Annotated in this window: 20 protein-coding genes; 9 read left to right on the forward strand and 11 right to left on the reverse strand. The window is 67.7% G+C overall.

Annotation, left to right across the window (positions count from 1 at the left end):
* Positions 1 to 25: 25 nt before the first annotated feature.
* Positions 26 to 763, reverse strand: a complete 738-nt coding sequence (locus ACM6JT_RS10670) for a helix-turn-helix domain-containing protein (protein WP_034179749.1) — start codon at positions 761 to 763, stop codon at positions 26 to 28.
* A 120-nt stretch (positions 764 to 883) separates the two neighbouring features.
* Here ACM6JT_RS10670 and ACM6JT_RS10675 point away from each other — a divergent pair, with 120 nt between their 5' ends.
* The 3 genes from ACM6JT_RS10675 to pcaG all read left to right on the forward strand — a co-directional run bounded on the left by ACM6JT_RS10675 (position 884) and on the right by pcaG (position 3,030).
* Positions 884 to 1,447 (forward strand): YiiX/YebB-like N1pC/P60 family cysteine hydrolase, encoded by a 564-nt coding sequence (locus ACM6JT_RS10675; RefSeq protein ID WP_034179750.1) that lies wholly within the window; start codon positions 884 to 886, stop codon positions 1,445 to 1,447.
* 278 nt (positions 1,448 to 1,725) lie between these two features.
* Complete coding sequence (pcaH, locus tag ACM6JT_RS10680; RefSeq protein WP_034179751.1) at positions 1,726 to 2,433, forward strand: protocatechuate 3,4-dioxygenase subunit beta; 708 nt, start codon at positions 1,726 to 1,728, stop codon at positions 2,431 to 2,433.
* Between the two features lie 3 nt (positions 2,434 to 2,436).
* Positions 2,437 to 3,030: a protocatechuate 3,4-dioxygenase subunit alpha gene (gene pcaG / locus ACM6JT_RS10685; RefSeq protein ID WP_034179752.1), complete on the forward strand. Its 594-nt coding sequence runs from the start codon at positions 2,437 to 2,439 to the stop codon at positions 3,028 to 3,030.
* A 468-nt stretch (positions 3,031 to 3,498) separates the two neighbouring features.
* On the opposite strand, the gene ACM6JT_RS10690 is transcribed toward pcaG, so the two are convergent.
* A complete protein-coding gene (locus tag ACM6JT_RS10690; RefSeq protein ID WP_034179753.1) occupies positions 3,499 to 4,278 on the reverse strand; it encodes an AraC family transcriptional regulator in 780 nt (259 codons plus the stop codon).
* Positions 4,279 to 4,420: 142 nt separating this feature from the next.
* On the opposite strand from ACM6JT_RS10690, the gene ACM6JT_RS10695 reads away from it, so the two are divergent.
* On the forward strand, positions 4,421 to 5,200 hold the full coding sequence (locus tag ACM6JT_RS10695) for an alpha/beta fold hydrolase (protein WP_414856732.1): 780 nt from the start codon (positions 4,421 to 4,423) through the stop codon (positions 5,198 to 5,200).
* Positions 5,201 to 5,235: 35 nt separating this feature from the next.
* Here ACM6JT_RS10695 and ACM6JT_RS10700 read toward each other — a convergent pair whose 3' ends face one another.
* The 8 genes from ACM6JT_RS10700 to ACM6JT_RS10735 form a co-directional block, all read right to left on the reverse strand.
* Complete coding sequence (locus ACM6JT_RS10700; RefSeq protein ID WP_414856447.1) at positions 5,236 to 6,063, reverse strand: M55 family metallopeptidase; 828 nt, start codon at positions 6,061 to 6,063, stop codon at positions 5,236 to 5,238.
* Positions 6,060 to 7,142, reverse strand: a complete 1,083-nt coding sequence (locus ACM6JT_RS10705; protein WP_414856448.1) for a P1 family peptidase — start codon at positions 7,140 to 7,142, stop codon at positions 6,060 to 6,062. Before ACM6JT_RS10705 ends, ACM6JT_RS10700 begins: the two co-directional genes overlap by 4 nt.
* Positions 7,142 to 8,035 carry a glutathione ABC transporter permease GsiD gene (gene gsiD, locus ACM6JT_RS10710; protein ID WP_105391251.1) on the reverse strand — a complete coding sequence of 298 codons (894 nt, stop codon included), beginning with the start codon at positions 8,033 to 8,035 and terminating at the stop codon, positions 7,142 to 7,144. Before gsiD ends, ACM6JT_RS10705 begins: the two co-directional genes overlap by 1 nt.
* A 7-nt stretch (positions 8,036 to 8,042) precedes the next feature.
* Entirely contained in the window at positions 8,043 to 8,963 is a 921-nt protein-coding gene (gsiC, locus tag ACM6JT_RS10715) for a glutathione ABC transporter permease GsiC (protein ID WP_034179758.1), read from the reverse strand.
* Between the two features lie 67 nt (positions 8,964 to 9,030).
* Complete coding sequence (gsiB, locus tag ACM6JT_RS10720) at positions 9,031 to 10,593, reverse strand: glutathione ABC transporter substrate-binding protein GsiB (RefSeq protein ID WP_414856449.1); 1,563 nt, start codon at positions 10,591 to 10,593, stop codon at positions 9,031 to 9,033.
* A gap of 129 nt (positions 10,594 to 10,722) precedes the next feature.
* On the reverse strand, positions 10,723 to 12,609 hold the full coding sequence (locus ACM6JT_RS10725) for a dipeptide ABC transporter ATP-binding protein (protein ID WP_414856450.1): 1,887 nt from the start codon (positions 12,607 to 12,609) through the stop codon (positions 10,723 to 10,725).
* A 25-nt stretch (positions 12,610 to 12,634) separates the two neighbouring features.
* The gene (locus tag ACM6JT_RS10730) at positions 12,635 to 13,633 is read right to left on the reverse strand and encodes an isoaspartyl peptidase/L-asparaginase family protein (protein WP_414856451.1); all 999 of its coding nucleotides are present in this window, start codon (positions 13,631 to 13,633) and stop codon (positions 12,635 to 12,637) included.
* On the reverse strand, positions 13,630 to 14,574 hold the full coding sequence (locus tag ACM6JT_RS10735; protein ID WP_034179762.1) for a MurR/RpiR family transcriptional regulator: 945 nt from the start codon (positions 14,572 to 14,574) through the stop codon (positions 13,630 to 13,632). Before ACM6JT_RS10735 ends, ACM6JT_RS10730 begins: the two co-directional genes overlap by 4 nt.
* A 467-nt stretch (positions 14,575 to 15,041) precedes the next feature.
* Between ACM6JT_RS10735 and ACM6JT_RS10740 the strand changes: the two genes are divergently transcribed.
* The 5 genes from ACM6JT_RS10740 (at position 15,042) to ACM6JT_RS10760 (ending at position 22,843) form a co-directional block, all read left to right on the forward strand.
* Positions 15,042 to 16,313 (forward strand): MFS transporter, encoded by a 1,272-nt coding sequence (locus ACM6JT_RS10740; RefSeq protein WP_175748536.1) that lies wholly within the window; start codon positions 15,042 to 15,044, stop codon positions 16,311 to 16,313.
* Between the two features lie 27 nt (positions 16,314 to 16,340).
* The gene (locus tag ACM6JT_RS10745; protein ID WP_414856452.1) at positions 16,341 to 18,761 is read left to right on the forward strand and encodes a TIM-barrel domain-containing protein; all 2,421 of its coding nucleotides are present in this window, start codon (positions 16,341 to 16,343) and stop codon (positions 18,759 to 18,761) included.
* Between the two features lie 112 nt (positions 18,762 to 18,873).
* The gene (locus ACM6JT_RS10750) at positions 18,874 to 20,061 is read left to right on the forward strand and encodes a porin (RefSeq protein WP_414856453.1); all 1,188 of its coding nucleotides are present in this window, start codon (positions 18,874 to 18,876) and stop codon (positions 20,059 to 20,061) included.
* A 387-nt stretch (positions 20,062 to 20,448) separates the two neighbouring features.
* Positions 20,449 to 22,470 carry a BCCT family transporter gene (locus ACM6JT_RS10755; protein ID WP_414856454.1) on the forward strand — a complete coding sequence of 674 codons (2,022 nt, stop codon included), beginning with the start codon at positions 20,449 to 20,451 and terminating at the stop codon, positions 22,468 to 22,470.
* A 61-nt stretch (positions 22,471 to 22,531) separates the two neighbouring features.
* Positions 22,532 to 22,843 carry a hypothetical protein gene (locus ACM6JT_RS10760; RefSeq protein WP_243566375.1) on the forward strand — a complete coding sequence of 104 codons (312 nt, stop codon included), beginning with the start codon at positions 22,532 to 22,534 and terminating at the stop codon, positions 22,841 to 22,843.
* Positions 22,844 to 22,939: 96 nt separating this feature from the next.
* Here the strand turns inward: ACM6JT_RS10760 and ACM6JT_RS10765 are convergent, their stop codons facing one another.
* Positions 22,940 to 23,788, reverse strand: a complete 849-nt coding sequence (locus ACM6JT_RS10765) for a class I SAM-dependent methyltransferase (RefSeq protein WP_414856455.1) — start codon at positions 23,786 to 23,788, stop codon at positions 22,940 to 22,942.
* Positions 23,789 to 23,939: the final 151 nt, after the last annotated feature.

Consider the following 23,939-nt stretch of genomic DNA (forward strand, 5'->3'; position numbering starts at 1 on the left):
ATAAGCCCAAGCATTCGGTGAAACGTCACGCGCCACGCCGCAGCGCGTGGAAACCGGTCGGCTCCCAGACCCGCTTTGCGATCAGCAAACCCGTCCCGTGCTTCTGCCCGAGCGGTGCGGACGACGATTCCGCATGCAGCGCGGCCGCCTTGCTGCGCAGCCGGCGCAATTCCAGTTCGAGTTCCGCGGCGGCCGCCTCCGTCAGCATCCCTTGCGAGAACGTCATCGTCTCGCCCGCGCCGTCGAAACGGCTGTCGAGGAAATCGCCGAGCGCGTGCGCATGGAAATAACGACGGATCGGCCCGCCGGGCAGCCAGTCGAAATCGCGCGCGACACGCACGCGAATCCGGTCGCCCGGCAGCAGCGCGACGACGTTCATCCGGTCGAGCATCAACAGGTATTTCACGCACTCGGCCTTCGTCAATCGATAGGCCGACACGATGTCCTGCACGGTCCAGTAGTTGATCGCGCAGACGGCGACGAGCAGCAGCTTCTCGTCCGACACGAGCAGCGCCTCCTGCTGCTCGGTCAGCACGTGCAGCCTCGGCGCCGACGCCGATGCCTCCTGCACGAGCTCGGCCAGCGTATAGCCGAGCAACTGCGCGATCTCCGCGACGCGCTCCAGCGTAAAGCGGCCGCTCGCGAACAGCCGCTTCACGCTCGTCTCGGAAACGTCGAGCGCACGCGCCACGTCGCGGTAGGTCATTCCCTGCGCCTTCAACTGGCGCTTCAGCGTTTCGATGAGTTGGGCGGTTTCGGTCATTTTGGTATCGAAAAACGATGCTCAAGGTCGGATATTAGGCTACCTCCGCATGAAGATGAACACTTTTGGATACTTGTCTGCATAATCCGCTCCGTCCTGTCACTCAACGACGGAGCCGAAATGGCCACCCGAACCGAAACCGCCGCTTACGAACCGCAGCACACCGCACCGCGCGATGCACGCGATACGGATCGCACGATGCCGCTCGCCACCGTCCGCACGCTGGCCGCCGGCGCGCATGTCGGCGATCTCGTGTTCATCCGTGTGCCGGCCGGCTCGCCGCGCAACGCGGCAGGCACGACGGGCGCATGGGCGAATCGTTTCGGCATCGTCGTCGATACGTCGGGCGACGAACCCGTGATCGCCGAGCCCGCGTTTGCGTGGACGAAGCTCACGCCGCTGTCGCGCTTCGTCGCCCATGCCGACGGCGGACGCATCGCGCTGGCGCGCCGCGTCGCGGCACCGACCGCCGACGAGCAGCGCCGGTTGCATGCAACGGCCGAACAGCGGATCGACGCTTTGCTCGGCAACCGCTTCAACCTGCGGGTGCGGCGCGGGTTCTGCGCGCAGTACGTGAACGATGTGCTCGGCGCCGACCGGGCCGCGACACCGGCCGCACTGCTGCGCAGCGGCACGCTGTCGCTCGAATTCGACGGGATCGTGTTCGATCCCGGCCGCCAATAACGACGGGCAGGCTCGGGGAGGCCGGATAACAACAAGAACAAAAGACAAAAAATAGCGACGGGCTGGCTGGAGGGCCGTGCGCGGGGTCATCACCGACGACGCAAAGCCCGATCGCTTTCATCCGCCGGACAGGCATCCTGTCCGGCGGATTTTTCATTGGCGCATCGCACATAACGAATGGTTATGCTTCTCGCGAAAAAAGGTCATTTTTCATAACTTCCTGGATTGGCTAAAGTCCTGCCATCGCACTTCGCGAAATACCTATCAGGAGACGCCCGATGGATTCCCCCACGATCCTCACGCCGCGCGACTGGCCGTCGCATCCGGCCTATGTCCACCCCGAATACCGCTCGTCGGTGAAGCGCGGCCCGACCCGCCCGCTGATCCCGCTGAAGGACAAGCTGCGCGACCAGTACGCGCCCGTCTACGGCGCTGAAGATCTCGGCGCACTCGACCACGACCTGACGAAGAATGCCGTGAAGAACGGCGAGCCGCTCGGCGAGCGCATGGTCGTCACGGGCCGCGTGCTCGACGAAGGCGGCAAGCCCGTGCGCAACACGCTCGTCGAGGTGTGGCAGGCAAACGCGGCCGGCCGCTACGTGCACAAGGTCGACCAGCACGACGCGCCGCTCGACCCGAACTTCCTCGGCGCGGGCCGCTGCCTGACCGACGACGAAGGCCGCTACCGCTTCCTGACGATCAAGCCCGGCGCGTATCCGTGGGGCAACCATCCGAACGCGTGGCGCCCGAATCACATCCACTTCTCGCTGTTCGGCGATTACTTCGGCTCGCGTCTCGTCACGCAGATGTACTTCCCCGGCGACCCGCTGCTCGCGTACGACCCGATCTTCCAGGGCACGCCCGAGGCCGCGCGCGATCGCCTGATCTCGCGCTTCTCGATGGACATCACCGAAGAAGGCTATGCGCTCGGCTACGAATTCGACATCGTGCTGCGCGGCCGCGACGCTACCCCGATGGAGCGCTGAACCATGACGACGCTGAAGCAAACCCCTTCGCAGACGGTCGGCCCGTACTTCGCGTACGGCCTGTGCCCGCAGCAATACGACTACGACCTGAAAAGCCTGTTCACGCCGACGATCGCCGCGTCGCACGCCGAAGGCGAGCACGTGCTGCTGGTCGGCCAGGTGTTCGACGGCGACGGCAACGTCGTCGGCGACGCGGTGCTCGAATTCACGCAGGTGGACGGCGCGGGCCGCTACCCGACGTCGCGCGACGACATCGCGAAATCCGGCTTCACCGGTTTCGCGCGAGTCGGCACGGGCACCGATGCGCAGCACCGCTTCGTCGTCGAGACGGTGAAGCCGGGCCGCATCGCCGCCGACGAAGCGCCGCACGTCAACGTGACCGTGATGATGCGCGGGATCCTCTCCCATGCATTCACGCGCGTGTACTTCGACGACGAAGCCGCGGCGAACGCAGCCGACCCCGTGCTGAACGCAGTGCCGGCCGAGCGCCGTGCGACGCTCGTCGCGAAACGCGACGCGCAGCCGGGCCGCCCGATCGTCTACCGCTTCGACATCCGCATGCAGGGGCCCGACGAGACGGTGTTCTTCGACGTTTGACGCACGTGCCGGCACAGGCCGGTTCCGGATGCAGACGCACCGCCGCGTGACGCGATACCGACAGGCATCGCGCCACGCGGCGTTTTTTCTATCCAGTCGCAATCTTTCGATGCTGCGCCGCAGCACGCCGGGACACAGTTGCCGATGTCCGTTGCTCCGGCCTTCTGCCCCCACATCAAACGCGCGATTGAAACGCATGCTGCGACAGCACATGAATCGTCGGGCCGACAGGATATCGTTTGCGCGTTATGCGGCGTATTCTTTGGTATCCACAACGAGCCAGCAGGATTAAATCTAAAAGAGAAATAATCTCGCAGGCAATGCGCGACACCAGCCCTGCTGGCCGTGCGCGTTTTTTTCTGACCGAGTGCCTTTAAACGCGTCTGACCGAATCGGGCAGGCGCGTATTTTTTTGCGGCTGCGAGCGGCGTACGGGCGCGGCGCGCGTCGGTCGTCGCTTCCTTCCGCCTAGCGCCGAATCTCCAGATACCGGCTTGGCGTGTCGCCCAGAATGCGGCGAAACGCCGACGTGAACGCGCTCGCGCTCGCATACCCGAGATCGAGCGCGACGCGCGTCACCGGCTGCCCGTCGCTCAGGCGGGAAATCGCCGCGAGCATGCACACCTGCTGGCGCCATGCGGCGAAACTCACACCCGTCTGCGCGCGGAACTGCCGCGTGAACGTGCGCCGACTCACGCCCGCGTCGGCGGCCACCCGGTCGAGATCGGCCGCGATCGACGGCGACGCGAACAGGTGCCGGCACACCTTCGCGAGCCGTGCGTCGGCCGGCAGCGGCGCATGCAGCGACAGGCGCGGCATCGTCGCGATTTCCGCGATCAGCAGCGCCATCAGCTTGCCCGCACGGCCGTCTACGTCGTACATGGCCGGCAGGTCGATCGCATCGTCGATCAGCTGCCGCAGCAGCGCGGACACGCCATACACGCCGCACTGCCCGGGCAGGCCGGCCTCCTGCGCGGCGTCGCCGGACACGAACGCGTTGAGCATCGTGACCGGTCCGGTCATCGTCATTTCGTGCCGCACGCCGGCCGGCACCCAGCATGCGCGTTGCGGCGGCACCAGCCAGCGGCCGTGCGGCGTCGACACGCTGATCGTGCCGCGCGACGCGAACGCGAATTGCCCGCGCCCGTGCGCGTGTTCCGGAAACGTCGTGCCCGCCGCATAGTCGTTGGCGGTTACGACCACGCTCCGGGGAATGTGTTCGTAGGGATCTAGCAGCGTATTTCTCACGGCCCGAATTCCATCATCAATGACCCGATATCGAAGGCGGGTCTCCTTCGATCGATCTACGATCCGCTCCACGCTTGCGCGACCTGACGGCCGCAAGACCCGCCGGCCTGATCGGCCGGATTGCAACCTCACCGGAGCGGACATGCCGAATACGTTTCATCGCGTGGGGGACGGCCCCCACCCTGTTCTCGTGCTGCACGGCTGGTTCGGCGACGCCCGCGCGTTCGAACCCGTCGAAGCGTGGCTGTCGCGCGAGCACTTCAGCTATGTGTTCATGGACTACCGCGGCTACGGCCGCAGGCGCGACGCACGCGGCGACTACACGATCGACGAGATCGCCGCCGATGCCCTCGCGCTCGCCGACGCGCTCGGCTTCCCGACCTTCAGCCTCGTCGGCCATTCGATGGGCGGCATGGCGATCGAGAAGATCGCCGCCGTCGCACCCGACCGCGTGCGCGCGCTGGTGCCGATCGCGCCCGTGCCGTGCGGCGGCCTGCCGTTCGACGCCGAGCGGCGCGCGCTATTCGAGCGCGCCGCCGACAATCTTGCCGATCGCAGGACCATCATCGATCGCAGCACGGGCGGCCGGCTACCCGCCGCCTGGGTCGAGTGGAAAGCCGCGTATTCGGCAGCCTGTTCGTCGCCGCACGCGTTCGGCGCGTACTTTCGCGCGTGGGCCGATACGGATTTCAGCGACGGGATCGTGGGCGTCCATCCGGTGAAAGTGCTGATCGGCGAGCACGATCCGGCGTTCGGCGCGGCGCTGATGGCGCGAACCTACCTGCGGCGCTATCCGCGCGCCAGCGTCGACGTGCTGCGTAATGCGGGCCACTATCCGATGAACGAGACGCCGCTCGCGCTGGTCGCGGCGATGGAAGCGTTCCTGCTCGCCGCGACGGCACACCCCGTCGCCGGCGACTGACCCGCCGCACGCAAGCGGCATCGTTGCGGCGCGCATCACCGCAGCATGAACGACATCGCCGACAGGCTGTTCAGCGTGCGCACCACGTGCTCGACCGACGGCCCGTCGAAGCGCAGCGTCACCGCATCGACGCGCTCGAGCGACGGCAGCACGCAGAACAGGTCGGCCAGCGCGGCCGTCTGCACGCGCAGCGTGCAAGCGGCCGGCGCGGGCCGATGAGTGCCGGCGCGCAAGCCCGCCGACAGCGCGTGCTCGACCGTTTCGCGCGCGGCGGTCGCGATGCGCGCACACGACGCGGCAGGCGTGAGCGTGTCGCCGCTCGATGCGCCGCCGGCCGTCTTGAGCGTCTCGAAACGTGCGTCCGGAAACAGCGGCTGCGTTTCCTCGGCGAACACGTCGTCGCCGGTTGCCAGTACGACGTGCGCGCCATATTCGCGCGCCAGCGCGCCGTACAGCCCGGCTTCGCCGAGCTCGACGCCGTTCAGCCATACCTGCGTGAACGCGAAACTGTTGATCGTGTGCGCAAGCACGCCGCGCGTCTGCGATTTCGCGTGATAGCCGATCATGAACACGAGGTCCGGCTGCTGTTCGAGGCCCGCCATCATCCCGAGCGTGCGCGGCTTGCCGAGCACGACGCGTGAGCGTGCATCGAGCCCGTCGGGCAGCAGGTTGCGATAGCCGCCATGCGAATCGTTGACCCAGACGGCCTGCGCGCCGCCCGCGAACGCGCCTTCGATCGCCGCGTTCGCCTCGGCGGTCATCCAGCGGCGCGCGCGCTCGTATTCCGGATTGCCGGCGCGCGTCTGCTCGGTGGCGAATACGCCGGCGACGCCCTCGATGTCGGTCGAGATCAGGATCTTCATGACTGGGTAAGACGCCCTTCGTTGTGTTCGTTGAACAGATGATCGAGATCGGGCACAGCATCGCGCAGCGATTGCCGCACGTGGCCGTCGCGCCCGGCGACCGTCACGGCCTGCAGCAATGCATCGGCGATCGCATGCTCGACGCTTTCGGCCGCGGCCATGAACAGCGGGTCGAGCGCTGCATCGGCCACGAGGGCCGGCAGCGCGATGGTCGACGCGTCGTGCGCGATCGTGTACGCGGTCGAGAATGCGAGCGCGATGTCGCCGCTGCCATGCCCGTAGACGGAACCCGTGCGGGCCAACCCCGCGGCCGCGCGGCGTGCGAGCCGCGACAGCTGCCGCGCGTCGAGGGGCGCATCGGTCGCGAGCAACAGGATGATCGAGCCCTGCTCGGGGGGCGCCGCGTGCGCGGCCCCGGCCGCACGCCGTTGCGCGACGATGCGCCCGAGCGGCACGCCGCCGAGCGTCAGCATCGGCAGCCGGCCGAAATTTGCGAGCACGAGCGCGCCGACCGTATAAGGCCTGCCGGCCGCGACGACGACGCGCGACGCCGAACCGATCCCGCCCTTCAGGTCGAAACACGACATCCCGCGCCCGGCGCCCACCGCGCCGCGTGCGACGTCGCGCGACGCGGCGCGGCATGCGTCGTCGTAATGCGCGGCGGTGACCGCGAACGCCTGGATATCGTTCAGATAACCGTCGTTGCACTCGAACACGAGCGGATTGACGGTCGGCCAGTCGCGGCCGACCTGCGGATTCGCGGCGATCGCCGCGCGGATCTGCGCCTGCGCGACCGCGCCGACGCCGAACGTGCTGGTCAGCGCGATCGGCGTATCGAGCGTGCCGAGCTCGTCGACCTGCACGAGCCCGACACTCTTGCCGAAACCGTTGATCACGGCCGCGCCGGCCGGCACCTTGCTGCGGTACACGTCACCCTGATGCGGCTTCACGACGGTCACGCCGGTCTGCACGTTGCCGGCATCGAGCGTGCAATGGCCGACCGTCACGCCCGGCACGTCGGCGATCGTGCCGCGCGGCCCGGCCGGCTGCGTCGCGGCCCACATCGGTGCAGCTGGCATCAGCGGCGCTCCAGCTTCGGATCGAGCGCGTCGCGCAGCCCGTCGCCGAGCAGGTTGAACGCGAGCACGGTCAGGAAGATCGCGAGGCTGGGGAAAATCGCGACGTGCGGCGCCGTCACCATGTCCGCGCGCGCCTCGTTGAGCATCGCGCCCCACTCCGGCGTCGGCGGCTGCGCGCCGAGCCCGAGGAACGACAGGCTCGCGGCCGTGATGATCGACGTGCCGATCCGCATCGTGAAGTAGACGACGACCGACGACACGGTGCCCGGCAAGATGTGCCGCATGATGATCGTCCAGTCCGACGCGCCGATGCTGCGTGCAGCTTCGACGTAGGTCATGTGCTTGAGCATCAGCGTGTTGCCGCGCACGAGCCGCGCGAACGCCGGAATGCTGAAGATTGCGACCGCGCAGATCACGTTGATCATCCCGTTGCCGAGAATCGCGACCACGCCGATCGCGAGCAGGATGCCCGGGAACGCGAACAGCACGTCGGCGATGCGCATCGTGATGCGATCCCACCAGCCTTCGTAGTAGCCGGCGAGCAGCCCGAAGACCGTGCCGATAAACGCGCCTAGCGCGACCGAGAAGAAACCGGCCGCGAGCGAGATGCGCGTGCCGGTGACGATCCGGCTGAAGATGTCGCGGCCGAGCGAATCGACGCCGAACCAGTGCACGGCCGACGGCCCCGCGTTCAGCGCGTCGTAGTCGAAATAGTTCTCCGGATCGAACGGCACGATGTGCGGGCCGACGAATGCCAGCACGACGAGCGCCAGCACGAAGCCACCCGCGACGAGCGCCACCGTCTGCTTGCGGAACTTGCGCCAGAATTCGCGCCACGGCGTGCGGATCGCGGTCGATGCGGCAGGCGCCGCGGTCTGGACAGTCGCGTTCATACGCGCCTCACTTGAACCGGATGGTCGGGTTGATGACCGCGTACAGCACGTCGACGGTCAGGTTGATCAGAATGAATTCGAGCGAGAACAGCAGCACGATCGCCTGGATCACCGGGTAGTCGCGCATCGTCACCGAATCGACGAGCAGCCGCCCGAGCCCTGGCCAGTTGAACACGGCCTCGACGACGATCGAGCCGCCGAGCAGGAAGCCGAACTGCAGCCCCATCATCGTGACGACCGGGATCATCGCGTTGCGCAGGCAGTGCTTGAGCACGACCATCGGCTCGTGCACGCCCTTCGCGCGCGCGGTGCGCACGAAATCCTCGTTCAGCACCTCGACGAACGACGCGCGCGTGAAGCGTGCCATCACGGCCGCGACCGCGGCGCCGAGCGTCACCGACGGCAGCACGTAGCTCTTCCACGTGCCGTCCGGCACGACCGGCAGCCAGCCGAGCTTCACCGAGAAGATCTCCATCAGCAGCATGCCGAGCGCGAATGCGGGAAACGAGATGCCCGACACCGCGATCGTCATGCCGATGCGGTCGGGCCAGCGATTGCGCCACACCGCCGACGCGATCCCGATCGCCATCCCGAACAGCGTCGCCCACGCCATGCTGACGAGCGTCAGCAGCAGCGTCGGCATGAAGCGCTCGCCGATCTCGGTCGATACCGGCCGCTTGCTGCGCGTCGACACGCCGAAGTCGCCGTGCGCGATCTTCACGAAGAAGTTCGCGAACTGGGTTGGCATCGGCTTGTCGAGCCCGAGATCGGCGCGCACGAGCGCGACCGTCGCGTCGTCGGCTTCGGCGCCGGCCGCGAGCCGCGCGGGGTCGCCCGGCAGCAGGTGCACGAACAGGAACACCAGCACCGCGACGATCGCGAGCGTGGGCAGCAGGCCGAACAGGCGTTTGATGATGAAATTCAGCATAGGGCACCGAACCAGTGCGGCGCGCCGGCATCCCGCAGCCGGCGCGCCGTGACGCGCGCGAACGCGCTTATTTCAGCGAGATTTCGTCGAAGTTGAACGAACCGTCCGGCATCACGTACATGCCTTGCAGGCGCTTGCTGCGCGCGTAGACGATCTTCTCCTGCACGAGGAAGATCCACGGCGCGTCGGCCCAGATCTGCTTCTGTGCGGTGGCGTAGTACTCGGCCTTCTTCGCGCGGTCGGTGGTCGCCAGCGCCTTCTCCAGCGCGTCGTCGAAGATGCCGTTCTGGTAGTACGCGGTATTGAACAGCTTCGGCGGCTTCGACGCGGACGCGAGCAGCGGCGTCAGCGCCCAGTTCGCCTCGCCGGTCGACGACGACCAGCCGATGTAGAACATCCGCACCGGTGCGCTCGCCGGGTCCTGCGCGCTCTCGACCTTCGCGACGCGTTCGCCCGATTCGAGCGCCTGCACCTGCACCTTCACGCCGACCTGCGCGAGCTGCTGCTGGACGAACTGGATCACCTTCTGCGACGTCGTGTTGTTGTAGCCGGACCAGAGCGTCGATTCGAAGCCGTTCGGATAGCCTGCCTCCTTCAGCAGCGTGCGCGCCTTCGCCGGGTCGTACGGCCAGGGTCCGGTCTTCGTCGCATACTCGACGCCCGGCGGCACGACGCCCGGCGCCGGCGTCGCGAAGCCCGAGAACGCGACCTTCGCGAGCGCATCCTTGTTGATCGCGTAGTTGAGCGCCTGGCGCACCTTCGGATTGTCGAACGGCTTCTGCAGCGTGTTCAGCGAGATGTAGCGCACGACGATCGACGGCCGCTCGATCACGTCGAGCTTGGGATTGGTCTTCAGGTCCGCGACCTGCTCGTACGGAATCCGGAACGCCAGATCCGCCTGGCCTGCCTTCATCAGCGCCGCACGCGTGTTGTTGTCGATCACGGGCTTCCAGTCGATCATGTCGATCTTCGGATAGCCCTTCTTCCAGTAGCCGGCGTATTTCTTCACCTTCATGTCGTCGGTCTGCTTCCACTCGACGAACTCGAACGGCCCGGTGCCGACCGGATGCAGGCCGATCTCGCGGCCCCATTTCTTCAGCGCCGTCGGCGAGATCATCACCGCGGACGGATGCGCGAGCGTGTTGACGAACGCCGAGAACGGCTCGCGCAGCGTGAACCGCACCGTATAGGGATCGACGACCTCGGTCTTCTCGATCACGCGGAACAGGTTGTAGCGCTTGAGCTTGTTCGCCGGATCGGTCACGCGGTCGAACACCACCTTCACCGCGTCCGCGTTGAAATCGGTGCCGTCCTGGAACTTCACGCCCTGGCGCAGCTTGACGGTATAGACCTTCGCATCCGGCGACGCCGTATAGCTCGTCGCGAGCACGTTGACGAGCTTCATGTCCTTGTCGAAGCCGAACAATCCCTCGTAGAACGACTTCGCGGCAGCCTGCGACACGGTGTCGTTCGAATCGTACGGGTCCATCGTCGTGAACGTCTCGCCGACCGCGATCACCGCGGTCTGCTGCGCGAATGCGGGCACCGCGGCCGACAGCGCGAACGCGCTGGCGCCCGCGACGATCAGCGCGCGCGGACGGAACATCGGGAACGAATGCGGCTTGTTCATCTTGTTTGGCTCCTGTGGATGATTCGGTAACGCATGGTTGAAATCGCGGCGTGACTGCCCCCGCTCGGGAAAAAGACGCCGTTGCCTTGCTCGTGCGCAGCTGCGGTCCATATGCAACCTCCCGCGCGTTCAGTACGCGCCGCCGACGCGATGCGTCGCGACGTAATGATCGGGACCGACCGCGACGAGCGGCGCAACCACCGGCTCGTCGCCGACCGCGCGGATCGGGCTCGGAATTTCGTCCGCCGCGAGCTGGCGCGGCGCATGCCGGCGCGCGGGGTCGGCCACGGGCACCGCGCTCATCAGCTTCTTCGTGTACGGATGCTGCGGCGCTTCGAACACCGCGCGGCGCGGCCCGATCTCGACGATCTGGCCGAGATACATCACCGCGACGCGATGGCTGACGCGCTCGACGACGGCCATGTCGTGCGAGATGAACAGGTATGCAACGCCGAGCTCGCGCTGCAGATCGAGCATCAGGTTGACGATCTGCGCCTGCACCGACACGTCGAGCGCCGACACCGATTCGTCGGCGATCACGACCTTCGGGTTCAGCGCGAGCGCACGCGCGATCGCGATCCGCTGGCGCTGGCCGCCCGAGAATTCGTGCGGATAACGACGCGCGGCCTCGGGCGGCAGGCCGACCTTGTCGAGCAGCCAGTCGACGCGCGCCTGCGCTTCGCGGCCGCTCGCGACGCCGTGCACGAGCAGCGGCTCCATGATCGAGAAACCGACCGTGAGGCGCGGATTCAGCGACGCGAACGGATCCTGGAAGATGAACTGGATGTTCCGGCGCAGCGCCTGCAGGTCCGGGCCCTTCAGCGCGCTGATGTCGCGGCCGTCGAATTCGATCGACCCGCTTTGCGATTCGACGAGGCGCAGCAGCGAACGGCCGGTGGTCGACTTGCCGCAGCCCGACTCTCCGACCAGCGCGAGCGTCTCGCCCGCGCGCAGCTCGAAGCTCACGCGCTCGACCGCATGCACGTACTGCGACACGCGGCCGAACACGCCGCTCTTCACCGGAAAGCGCGTGACGAGATCGCGTACGCGCAGGATCGGCGTCGAAGCCGGGTCGACGGGCGGCTGCACATCGTCGTTCGCCGCAGGCGCGGCGCTGGTGCCGTCCACCTTCAGCAACGGGAATTTCTCGGGTATGTCGGTGCCCTGCATCGAGCCGAGCCGCGGCACGGCCGCGAGCAGCGCACGCGTGTAGCGATGCGCGGGCGTCGCGAAGATGCGCTCCGATTCGCCCTCCTCGACCTTCTCGCCGCGATACATCACGAGCACGCGGTCGGCCACTTCGGCCACCACGCCCATGTCGTGCGTGATGAAGATCACGCCCATGTTCATCTCGTCCTGCAGCCCGCGAATCAGTTGCAGGATCTGCGCCTGGATCGTCACGTCGAGCGCGGTCGTCGGCTCGTCGGCGATCAGCAGCGCCGGCCGGCACGACAGCGCCATCGCGATCATCACGCGCTGCCGCATCCCGCCCGACAACTGGTGCGGATAACGCACGAACACCCGGCGCGCTTCCGGGATGCGCACGAGATCGAGCAGCCGCAGCGCTTCCGCGCGCGCTTCGGCCGCGCTTTTCGACTGGTGCAGCGCGATCGCCTCGCTGATCTGGTCGCCGACCGTAAACACCGGGTTCAGCGACGTCATCGGCTCCTGGAAGATCATCGCGATGTCCGAGCCGCGGATGCCGCGCATCGTCGCGGCGCTCGCCTGCGCCAGATCCAGCAGCGCACCGCCGCGGCGCCGGAACGCGATCCGGCCGCTCGTGATCGCGCCGCCGCCATGCTCGACGAGCCGCATCAGCGCAAGCGACGTGACCGACTTGCCGGAACCCGATTCGCCGACGATCGCGAGCGTCTCGCCGCGATCGACGTGAAACGACACGTTGCGCACCGCGTCGAACGTCGCGCCTTCGCGGCGGAACGTGACCGACAGGCCGTCCACGGCGACGACGCGCTGCTCGGGCAGCGCCAGGCCGGACGGGTTACGGCTCGAAGTCATGCGTATCTCCTCGTGCGATCCGGAATCAGGCTGCGTCGTCGCGATAGATGCCGACGACAGGCGCTTCGCCCACACGCGCGTAGCCGCGGTACATCCCTTCGGTGTTGAACGGCATCGCGACGTTGCCGTGCGCGTCGACCGCGATGATCCCGCCGCGGCCCGCCAGGCGCGGCAGCTTGTTCATCACGACGTCGTGCGCGGCGTCGGCCAGCGACGCGCCGCGATACGCGATCTGCGCGGCAACGTCGTGCGCGGTCGCGAGCTGGATGAACGTCTCGCCGGTGCCCGTCGACGACACTGCGCAGGTTGCATCGTCCGCATAGCAGCCCGCGCCGATGATCGGCGAATCGCCGACACGCCCCGGCCGCTTGTTCGTGATGCCGCCCGTCGACGTCGCCGCCGCGATGTGGCCGTGCAGGTCGCACGCGACCGCGCCGACCGTGCCGTGCTTGCGGTCCGGATCGAGCGGTTCGGCCGGCTGCGGCTGCGATTGCGATTTGCCGAACGCGAACGTCGCCGCGTCGTGATCGAGCATCATGCCGGCCGCCGCGCGCGCCTTGAGCCACTGCGCGTGACGCGCTTCGGTGTCGAAATAGCCGGGTTCCGCGAGTTCGAGCCCCTGCGCGGCCGCGAACGCATCGGCGCCCGCGCCGGCGAACAGCACGTGTTCGCTCGCCTCCATCACGCGCCGCGCGGCCAGCACGGGATTGCGCACGCGCGTCGCGCAGCAGATCGCGCCGGCGCCGAGCGTCGCGCCGTCCATGACCGCCGCGTCGAGCTCGTGCTTGCCTTCGGCCGTATACACGGCGCCGCGTCCGGCGTTGAACAGCGGGCAGTCCTCGAGCATCCGCACCGCGACGGTGACGGCGTCGAGCGCGCTGCCGCCGTCGGCCAGCACCTGCTGCGCGGCCTGCAGGATCGCGGTCAGTTCGGCACGGTACCGGCGTTCGGTTTCGGTATCCATCGCATCGCGCAGGATCGTGCCTGCGCCACCGTGAATCGCGACGATCGCGGGAGAAGTCATGATTTTTTCGGACGGGGGGAAGAAGGGTTGGCGGCCGACAGCGCCGCTTGCGGCTGCACGAGCCACGGCAGCAGGAATTCGGTCATCTCGGCGGCGGACTTCGCGGACCGGTGCGTGCGCAGCGCGACCGCGTCGATCAGCGCCTCGATCATCGTGAGCACCGCCGCTTCCGACGTGGCCGCGAAGCGCCGTTCGGCCTTGACGTACAGGTTCAGCGACGCGATCGGCGCAAGCGGCGATTGCGGGCCGTCGGAGATGCCGAGCACGCGCGCGCCGCGCGCCGCCGCGCGGCGGGCCAGCTCGATCGTGTCCTTCACGTAGCGCGGAAACGCGAGCGCGATCACGAGATCGCGCGAGTCGGCCGTATACAGGCGCCGCGCCGCGTGCGACGGGCCGCCGAGCAGCGCGAGCGACTGCACGCTGTCGTGACACACGGACAGCCCGTGCTCCATCAGCCCGGCGAGAAACGCGCTCGACCCCGCGCCGAGGATCAGCACGCGCCGCGCGCCGACGATCGCCTCGACCGCAGCCTCGACATCGGCCGCGTCCAGTTGCGCGCGCGTGTTCTCGATGTTCGCGACGGCCTGGTCGAACACCGCGTCGATCCATGCCGCGCCGCGCACGCCGGACTCCTGCTCCTGCGCCGAGCGCAACCGCTCGACCGGCCCGAGCGTCGCTTCGAAGCCGCGCACGAGTGCCGCGCGCATCGCCGGATAGCCGTCGAAGCCGAGCGCCTTCGCGAAGCGGTTCGCGGTCGCGATCGACGCATTCACGGCCTGTGCGAGTTCGTCGATCCGCATCGTCGCCGCGCGAAACGGATTCGCGAGCACGAATTCGCCCATGCGCCGGTGGATCGGCGTCATCAACGGCATCGCCGACGCGATCCGCTCGGCGATCGCGGGTTCGTCGTGACTGGCGTCGTGCGAAACGAGAGGCGTCATGCGAATGGTTGTTGCAAGGAAGATGAAAATCAATTTACACAATCCGCAACCGAGAAAAAAATAAATTTTCATCAGGGTTGTCACGTCCCGTCCTGCGCCCACGGATCGCCAGGCCATCGCACAGCCCCGCCGCACGGGCTTTGGCACGCAACCGCCATGCGCTTCCGCCCACGCCGCTCCCCCTCTCCTCGGGAAAACCCCGAGCACGTTCATTCGAATGCAAATTCACGTTGACCGGATTCGCATTCGAACATAGGATGTTCGAAAATGATCAGTCGTCAGATAACATCCGTATCCAGCGACGACTAAATGTTCGCTCGAACAGCGTCATTTCGATGAAAACCGGCAAAATCGGCGCCCATCAAGATCGGACATCGTACAAATAAGCTGAAAAAGCCTCCCTGACCGGACGGCTTGCATGGATCAGGCAGGTGCCGCATGCCCGCCCTGCCCAACAGGAGACAGCAGTGAAAACAGTCAAGGCGTTGCGCTGGTGGATCATCGTGCTCGTGTGTCTCGGCACGATCCTCAACTACCTCGCACGGAACTCCCTCGCGGTGCTCGCCCCCGAGCTGAAGCAGGTATTCGCGATCTCGACGCAGCAGTATTCGTACATCGTCGGCGCATTCCAGATCGGTTACACGATCATGCAGCCCGTGTGCGGGTTCATCGTCGACCTGATCGGGCTGCGGCTCGGGTTCGCGCTGTTCGCGATGCTGTGGTCGGTGGTCGGCGTCGCGCACGGCTTCGCGTCGGGGTGGCTGTCGCTCGGCATCCTGCGCGGCTTGCTCGGGCTGTTCGAAGCCGCCGCGATTCCGTCGGGGATGAAGGCCGTCGCCGAATGGTTTCCCGATCGCGAGAAATCCGTCGCGGTCGGCTACTTCAACGCGGGCACGTCGCTCGGCGCAGCAATCGCGCCACCGCTCGTCGTGTTCATCTCGATGCGGTTCGGCTGGCAGTCGGCGTTCATGGTCACCGGCGCGCTCGGCTTCGTGTGGGCCGCGCTCTGGTACACGCAGTACCGGTCGCCGGCCGATCATCCGCGCATCACGTCGCAGGAGCGCGCGCTGATCCGCGACGGCCAGGCCACGATGCCGCCGGTGTCGAAGCGCCGCATCCGCGACGTCGTCACCGCGCGGCGCTTCTGGGCCATCGCGCTGCCGCGCTTCTTCGCCGAACCCGCGTGGCAGACCTTCAGCTTCTGGATTCCGCTGTACCTCGCGACCGAGCGCCACATGCCGCTCACGCAGATCGCGATCTTCGCGTGGATGCCGTTTCTCGCGGCCGACGCCGGCGGCATCGCGGGCGGCTATCTGTCGCCGTATCTCGCCAACCGCTTCAAGCTGCCGCTCGTGTGGTCGCGCGTCGCCGGCGTCGCGCTCGGCGCGGTGCTGATGCTCGGGCCCGCGATGATCGGCCTCGTATCGTCGCCGTACACGGCCATCGCGCTGTTCTGTGTCGGCGGCTTCGCGCACCAGATGATCTCCGCGCTCGTCAACACGCTGTCGGCCGACGTGTTCGATTCCGAGGAAGTCGGCACCGCGAGCGGCTTCGCCGGGATGGCCGCGTGGATCGGCGGACTCGGCTTCTCGCTGCTGGTCGGCGCGCTCGCCGACAAGATCGGCTATGCGCCGCTGTTCGCGTGCCTCGGCCTGTTCGACCTCATCGGCGTCACGCTGCTCGCGGTGCTGATCCGCGGGCAGTCGAAGCAGGAACGCCTGCTCGCACGGCACGCCTGACATTCGCTCTCACCAGGAATCGCATTCATGACTTCGCTTCTTCATCCGCCCGCGTTCCGTATCGCCGCCCGGCACGCGAACCGCCTGCTGCTCGCGTCCGACGCGGGCGCAACCCTCGAGATCTTCGTGCTCGAGGACGACATCGTGCGCGTGCGCGTGCTGCCCGACGCGACGGCACGCAATCCGCGCACGTGGTCGATCGCACCGGGCCTCGACGACGTGCCGCTCGACGGCCGCGACCGCCTCGACCTGGACGGCTTCGCGCTACCTTCCTACAGCGTTGCCGAAGACGACGACGGCCTGCGCATCGAAACCGCGCAGATCCGGCTCGCGGTGCGCTGGCAAGGCGGCCATTGCACGTGGTCGATGCGCGGCGCGGACGGCGCATGGCGCGTCGCGCTCGCCGACCGCGCGACGCAGGCGTACAACTTCGGCTGGTGGGACGACCGCGCGTATCACTACGTCGCCCGCGAGCGCGGCGACAAGGTGTTCGGCCTCGGCGAACGCGCGGGCGACCTCGACCGCACGGGCGCGCGCTTCGAGATGCGCAACATCGACGCGATGGGCTACAGCGCGAAGCACACCGACCCGCTGTACAAGCACATCCCGTTCTACATCACGTGGTCGCCCGCTGCGTGCCAGGGCTTCGGCCTCTTCTACGACACGCTGTCGGATTGCTCGTTCGACATGGGCCGCGAGCTCGACAACTATCACGGCCCGTACCGCTATTTCGTCGCCGAGCACGGCGATCTCGACTACTACTTCATCGCGTCGCCCGATACGCCGCTCGCGGCCGCGCGGCGCTTCACGTGGCTCACCGGGCGCCCCGCGCGCACGCCGAAATGGGGCCTCGGCTATTCGGGCTCGACGATGAGCTACACCGATGCGCCGGACGCGCAGCAGCAGATGAACCAGTTCGTCGAGCAGTGCGACGCGCACGACATCCTGTGCGACTCGTTCCACCTGTCGTCGGGCTATACGTCGATCGGCGCGAAGCGCTACGTGTTCAACTGGAACCGCGACAAGTTTCCCGACGCGAAGGGTTTCGTGAAGCACTACCGCGACCACGGCATCCGCCTGTGCGCGAACATCAAGCCGTGCCTGCTGCGCGACCATCCGGCGTTCGACGAAGCCGAAAAACGCGGGCTGCTGATCCGCTCGGCGTCCGGCGAGCCTGCGTGGGTGCAGTTCTGGGACGAAGTCGGCGCGTATCTCGACTTCACGCAGCCGGACGCGTACCACTGGTGGCGCGAGCAGGTCACGTCGGCGCTGCTCGAATACGGGATCGAGTCGACCTGGAACGACAACAACGAATACGAGATCTGGTCACCGGATGCGATCGCGCACGGCTTCGGCCAGCCGTTCCCCGCGCGCGAGGCTAAGGTGCTGCAGACGATGCTGATGATGCGCGCATCGCGCGACGCGCAGCGCGCGCATGCGCCGACGCAGCGGCCGTTCCTGGTGTCGCGCTCCGGCGGCGCCGGCATGCAGCGCTACGTGCAGACCTGGTCCGGTGACAACTACACATCGTGGGAAACGCTGCGCTACAACCTGAAGATGGGCCTCGGGCTCGCGCTGTCGGGCGTGTCGAACATCGGTCACGACATCGGCGGCTTCTCCGGGCCCGCGCCGTCGCCCGAACTCCTGCTGCGCTGGGTGCAGTTCGGCATCTTCATGCCGCGCTTCAGCATCCATTCGTGGAACGACGACGGCACTGTCAACGAACCGTGGATGTATCCGGAGATCGCCGCGCAGGTCGCATCGCTGATCAAGCAGCGCTACCGGCTGCTGCCGTACCTCTATCACCTGCTGTGGCTGTCGACGACGCGCTACGAGCCCGTGCTGCGGCCGACCTTCGCCGATTTCCCCGCCGATGCGCGCTGCTACGACGAGTGCGACGACATGATGCTCGGCGACGCGCTGCTGGTCGCGCCGGTCGTCGATCCCGGCCGCACGGAGCGCACGGTCTATCTGCCGTCGGGCGCGCGCTGGACGTGCTGCGCGAGCGCGCAGTCGTTCGACGGCGGCGCAAGCGTCACGCTGCCCGCACCGCTCGATACGCCGGTGATGCTGCTGCGTGAAGGCCGCGTGCTGCCGCTGAACGTCGCGGACCAGCATTTCGGCGCGCGCGCCGACACGCGCGGCTTCCTCGTCGCGCCGCGCATCGAGGACGGCGTCGCGTACGGCGAATGCGTCGAGGACGACGGCGAGACGGAAGCGTGGCGCGACGGCGAATACGGACTGTGGCGGATCGAGACCGGCCGCGAGGCGTCGGGCGCGCTCGGCGTGTCGGTCCGCTGGGACGGCCGACCGGCCCGCCCGGCCGACCGCGTCGAGATCCTGCTGCCTGCATCGCTGCAGGGCCCGCTCGCCGTCCGCGGCGCGCGCGTCGAGCAGGATGTACAGGACGGCGCCTGGCGCCGCATCGTCGTCGCGTTCGATCACTGACCCGCACGCCGCACCGATCGGGCGGGCCGTTCGCGCGGCCCGCCCCCCGCCACAGAGGAGGCACTTCAGCCTCCCGCCCCGTTGAACTGATGAAGAGATCTGGAGATCGACAATGAAAGCACCCGCCAATCGCTATGCAATCCTGATTTTATCAGCCGCATCGCTCGGCACAACCGCTGCCCGCGCGCAGAGCAGCGTGACGCTGTACGGCGTCGTCGACGATTCGATCGCGTACGTGAACAACCAGCAGGGCCATTCGAACATCTACATGCGCGACGGCAACCTGTATGCATCGAAGTTCGGGCTGCGCGGCGACGAGGATCTCGGCAGCGGCACGCACGCGATCTTCGACCTGCAGTCCGGCTTCAACCTGAACAACGGCGCGCAGGCCGCCGCCGGCACGATATTCAATCGCCAGGCGTTCGTCGGCCTGCGCAACGCTCGCTACGGCACGCTGACGGCCGGCCGCCAGTACACGCCCTACTTCCTGTTCGTCGGCCCGTACGCGTCGAGCAGCTGGCTGACCGGCGCGACGGGTGCGCATCCGGGCGACATCGACGGCCTCGACACGACGATCCGCGTGAACAATTCGGTTACCTATACGTCGCCGACCTTCGCCGGGCTGAGCGCGAGCGCGATGTACGCATTCGGCGGCATTGCCGGCGCGACCGGCAAGGGCAACACGTTCAGCGCCGCGCTGCGCTATGCGAACGGGCCGGTCGGGATCGCGGCCGGCTACCTGCGCATCAACAGCTCGGGCTCGTCGGCAGGCTTCCTGAATCCGGCCACCGCGTCGTCGGGCAGCTTCGCGGTGTCCGTGCTGAACCAGGGCTACCTGACCGCGAAGGCCGTCGAGCAGGTCGCGGCGGCCGGCAACTACACGCTCGGCGACCTGACGATGGGCATCAACTATTCGAACGTGAAGTACCTGCCCGGCAACGGCTCCGCGTTCACCGACACGGCCGTGTTCAACACCTACGGTGCGCTTGCCGCGTACCGCTTCACGCCGGCGTTCTCGGTGGCCGGCGCATTCGCATACACGTTGGCATCGAAGGCGAACGGCGTCGCGAGCGCGGCCCGCTACCAGCAGTATTCGCTGAAGGAGTCGTACAGCCTGTCGAAGCGCACGACGCTCTATGCGCTGCAGGCGTACACGCATTCGAGCGGGCAGACGCTCGGCGCGCAAGGTGCCGGCCACATCATCGATGCGGCGCCGATCGTCGGCGATTCGCAGCAGCTCACGCCGTCGACGACGCACGGCCAGTTCGTCGGCATGGCCGGGATCGCCGTCACTTTCTGAGCGCCCCCAGACCTGTCGCTTCGCGCCAGGCCCCCCGAGGGGGGTCAAGAAAACTTGGGGCGGCCCGGCGTTTTCTTGAGAACCCGCACCGCAGCGCCTTCAGTGCGCTGCCCGCACCCCGGACGATGCGCATTGCACGCGCCATCCGGGCGCCCGAGGCCCGGCGTCCACCGGGCTTTCCACGTCCCGTCCGCCCGCCACGCAAACCGCGCGGGTGTTCTCGATCGCCGCAATACCTTACAATCCGTCAGGTTTTTCCCTTCTGCATGCTCCTTCTTGCAGTCCTGACACCGCGGTACACTCGACGCACGCCGTAGCAGGGTCCGCCGCGCAATGTGCGCGCCGGACGGCGTCGCGCCTCGTTGCGCCCACAACTGGATGCCCGACATGCCAGATTCCCGTCCCTCCCCGCGCACGACATTCAAGCCGCAGGTCGTCCTGCCCGCGCTCGCGGTCATCGGTGCACTGCTGGCCGTCTGTGCGCTGCTCCCGAGCGAAGCCGGCACGCTGTTCTCCGCCGGCCAGCAATGGGTCGTCATGCGCTTCGACTGGTTCTACGTCCTGGCCGTCACCACGTTCCTCGTGTTTCTCGTGCTGATCGCCGCGAGCGATTTCGGCAACATCCGGCTCGGCCCCGACGACGCCGAACCCGAGTTCAGCTTCGTATCGTGGACGGCCATGCTGTTCGCGGCAGGCATGGGCATCGGCCTCATGTACTTCGGCGTCGGCGAGCCGATGCAGCACTTCCTGAAGCCGCCGACCGTCGACCCCGGCACGCCCGCCGCCGCACGCGAGGCGATGCTGATGACCTTCTTCCACTGGGGCTTCCATGCATGGGCGATCTACGGGCTGATGGGGCTCGTGCTCGCGTACTTCGGCTTTCGCTACAACCTGCCGCTGACGCTGCGCTCGGGGCTGTATCCGGTGCTGCGCGAGCGCATCAACGGCTGGATCGGCCACACGGTCGACGCGTTCGCACTGGTCGGCACGGTCGCCGGCATCGCGACGACGCTCGGCTATGGCGTGATGCAGATGAGCGCGGGCCTGCATACGGTCGTCGGCTGGGACACCGGCAGCAATCTGTTTCGCATCGGGCTCGTCGCGATCGTGGTGCTGCTCGCGGGCCTGTCGGCCGCCAGCGGCCTCGACAAGGGCGTGCGCCGGCTGTCCGAGCTGAACCTGCTGCTCGCGTTCCTGCTGCTCGCGTTCGTGGTCGTCGCGGGCCCGACGGCCTTCCTGTTCCGCGCGCTCGGCGACAACATCGGCCAGTACCTGTCGAATCTCGTCGACCTGTCGTTTCGCACCTATGCGTATGCGTCGCCGCGCGAGGAAGGCTGGTTCGGCGGCTGGACGATCCTCTACTGGGCGTGGTGGATCTCGTGGTCGCCGTTCGTCGGCATGTTCATCGCGCGCATCTCGCGCGGCCGCACGATCCGCCAGTTCGTGATCGGCGTGCTGCTCGTGCCGACCGCGTTCAACCTCGTGTGGATGACCGTGTTCGGCAACAGCGCGATCTGGCTCGACACGCACGGCGCGGCCGGCGCGCTCGCGCAAACGGCCACCAACGTCGATGCGCTGCTGTTCCGCTTCTTCGATTTCCTGCCGTTGTCGCAACTGCTGTCGATCGCCGCGATCGTGCTGATCGCGGTGTTCTTCGTCACGTCCGCGGATTCGGGCGCGTTCGTGATCGACCAGATCGCGACGCGCGGCAACGCGCATTCGCCCGTCTGGCAACGGCTGTTCTGGGCCGTGCTGCTCGGCGTGACGGCTGCGGTGCTGCTCGTCGCCGGCGGGCTCGGCGCATTGCAGGCGATGACGCTGATCGCCGCGCTGCCGGTCGCCATCATCATGCTCGCGCTCTGCTACGGGCTGTGGCGCGGGCTCGCGGCCGACCGCGCGCACTATTCGCAGGAGATCGCGCCTGCGGCGAGTTTCTGGACCGGCCAGCACTGGCGCCACCGCCTGACGCACATCCTGAGGCAGACGACCGAGGCCGAGGCGCGCCAGTTCGTCGCCGAGACGGTCGAGCCCGCGCTGCGCAAGGTCGCCGACGAACTGCGCGCGAGCGGCGTCGATGCGCACGTGCAGCGCGACAGCGACGACGCCGTGCGGCTCACCGTGCCGACCGCCGAGCATCGCGATTTCGTGTACGGCGTGCGCGTGACGGTGAAATCCGCGGCCGCGTTCCTGGTGCGCGAGGCAGCCGAGCCGGAAGCAGCGCGAGCGCACGTGTATGGGATCGTCACGTTCTTCGAGGACGGGCGGCTCGGCTACGACGTCGAATACCTGCGCGGCGACGAAGTGATCGCCGACGTGCTGCGCCAGTACGAACGCTACGTGTCGCTCGCGGCCGACAAGCGTACGCATCTGCTGAGCCGCGCACCGGGGCACGCGACGGAGGCCGAATGAGCGCGCACACCGCCGCCCTTGCTGCGCCGCGCCGGTCCGCCACGTCCGACCGAGCCGCACGATGAACGGGCTTCTGCAAAGCCGCGCCGCCGACCTCGTCGCGCTCGGCACGCTCGCCGTGCTTTATCTCGGCGGAACCGGCATCGCGCTGTGGCGGATTCGGGCCGCGGCGCCGCGCGGCAAGGCCTACTGGATCGTCTGCATGGCGCTGCTGGCCGGCGGCGCCATCGCGATGGGCGGCAACCTGTCGCCCGTGCCGAACAGCGGTGAAATGCCACCGGGTTTCGCGCTCGGCGTCGAAGCCGTCCTGCTCGGCCTCGCGCTGGTTGCCGGAGGTTGCGCGTGGCTGATGCTGCGCGCGAGGAAACGCTGACGCGTACATGTCGCGCGGCGCTGTTGCGTCGTGCGCGAACAGCAATGCGCAGGCCGGCAGGCGGCCCTTTCCTGATCCGCCTTTTATCGCAACGCGTTACGCGGACGGCGCGCGCGCCGTCACGAGCCAGCAGGCCGCGTCGAAACACACCTCCGTGCCGTGCACGTAACGCTCGAACGCGACACGCACCTTCTCGACCTCGCTCCGCCGCGTCGCCTCGTCCGTCTCCAGCAGCGCGAGCCCGACCGGGCCCAGCCGCGCGATGTAGTCGTCCAGCGCGGGCTCGGGCAACACGCACGCCCTGTCGACCGGCTCGATCGCAATATCGGCCCAGCCGCTGTCCGACAGCACCGACGCGATCCGCTGCCGGTCGCCGAACGCGAACTGCCCCGGCGCGCCGGGCCGGCGCGCGGGCAGGTTCGGCAGCAACGGCGCGGCGGCCCGCTCGGCCGTCGTCATGAACGGGTTGTCGGCCGCGCTGCGCCACGCGACGAACCGCATCTGCGCGTCGGGCCGCGCCGCGTGCCGCAGATTCGCGAACGCCCGGACCGGGTCATCGAAAAACATCAAGCCGAGGCGCGACACGATCAGGTCGACGCTCGCGGGCTCGAACGCATGAGTCTGCACATCCGCGCACACGAAGCGGGCATGAATGCCGCTGCGTTCGGCGCGCGCCTGCGCGGCATCGATCATCCGGGCCGAGATGTCGATGCCCGTGCATTGCGTGTCCGTGCCGAGCCGGCGCGCGATCGCAAGCGTGACCGCGCCCGTGCCGCAGCCGACGTCGAGCACGCTGCGCGCTGACGACGCGGCCGCCGCATCGGCGAGCAGCGCCTCGAACGGCTCGAACATCCGGTCGAGCAGCGCCTGCGCATCGACCCATGCACGCCCCGACGGGCCGTTCCACAGCGCGGATTGTTCGTCGTTGGGCCGGTTGGTTTCCATCGTCGATTCCCCTTCTGGTTCGTTGATCATAAAGCGCACTGTGCTGCTTCAAGCCGGCTTGAGGTCAAGGCCTCGGCCGCGAATCCCGGCGCGTAGGCGAGCACCCTGCCGCGCCCCGGTTTTTCACATTTCTTACATTCGTGCTGCGTAT

It is taken from the genome of Burkholderia sp. IT-111MI5, from assembly GCF_949752865.1.
Lineage (GTDB): Bacteria > Pseudomonadota > Gammaproteobacteria > Burkholderiales > Burkholderiaceae > Burkholderia > Burkholderia pyrrocinia_C.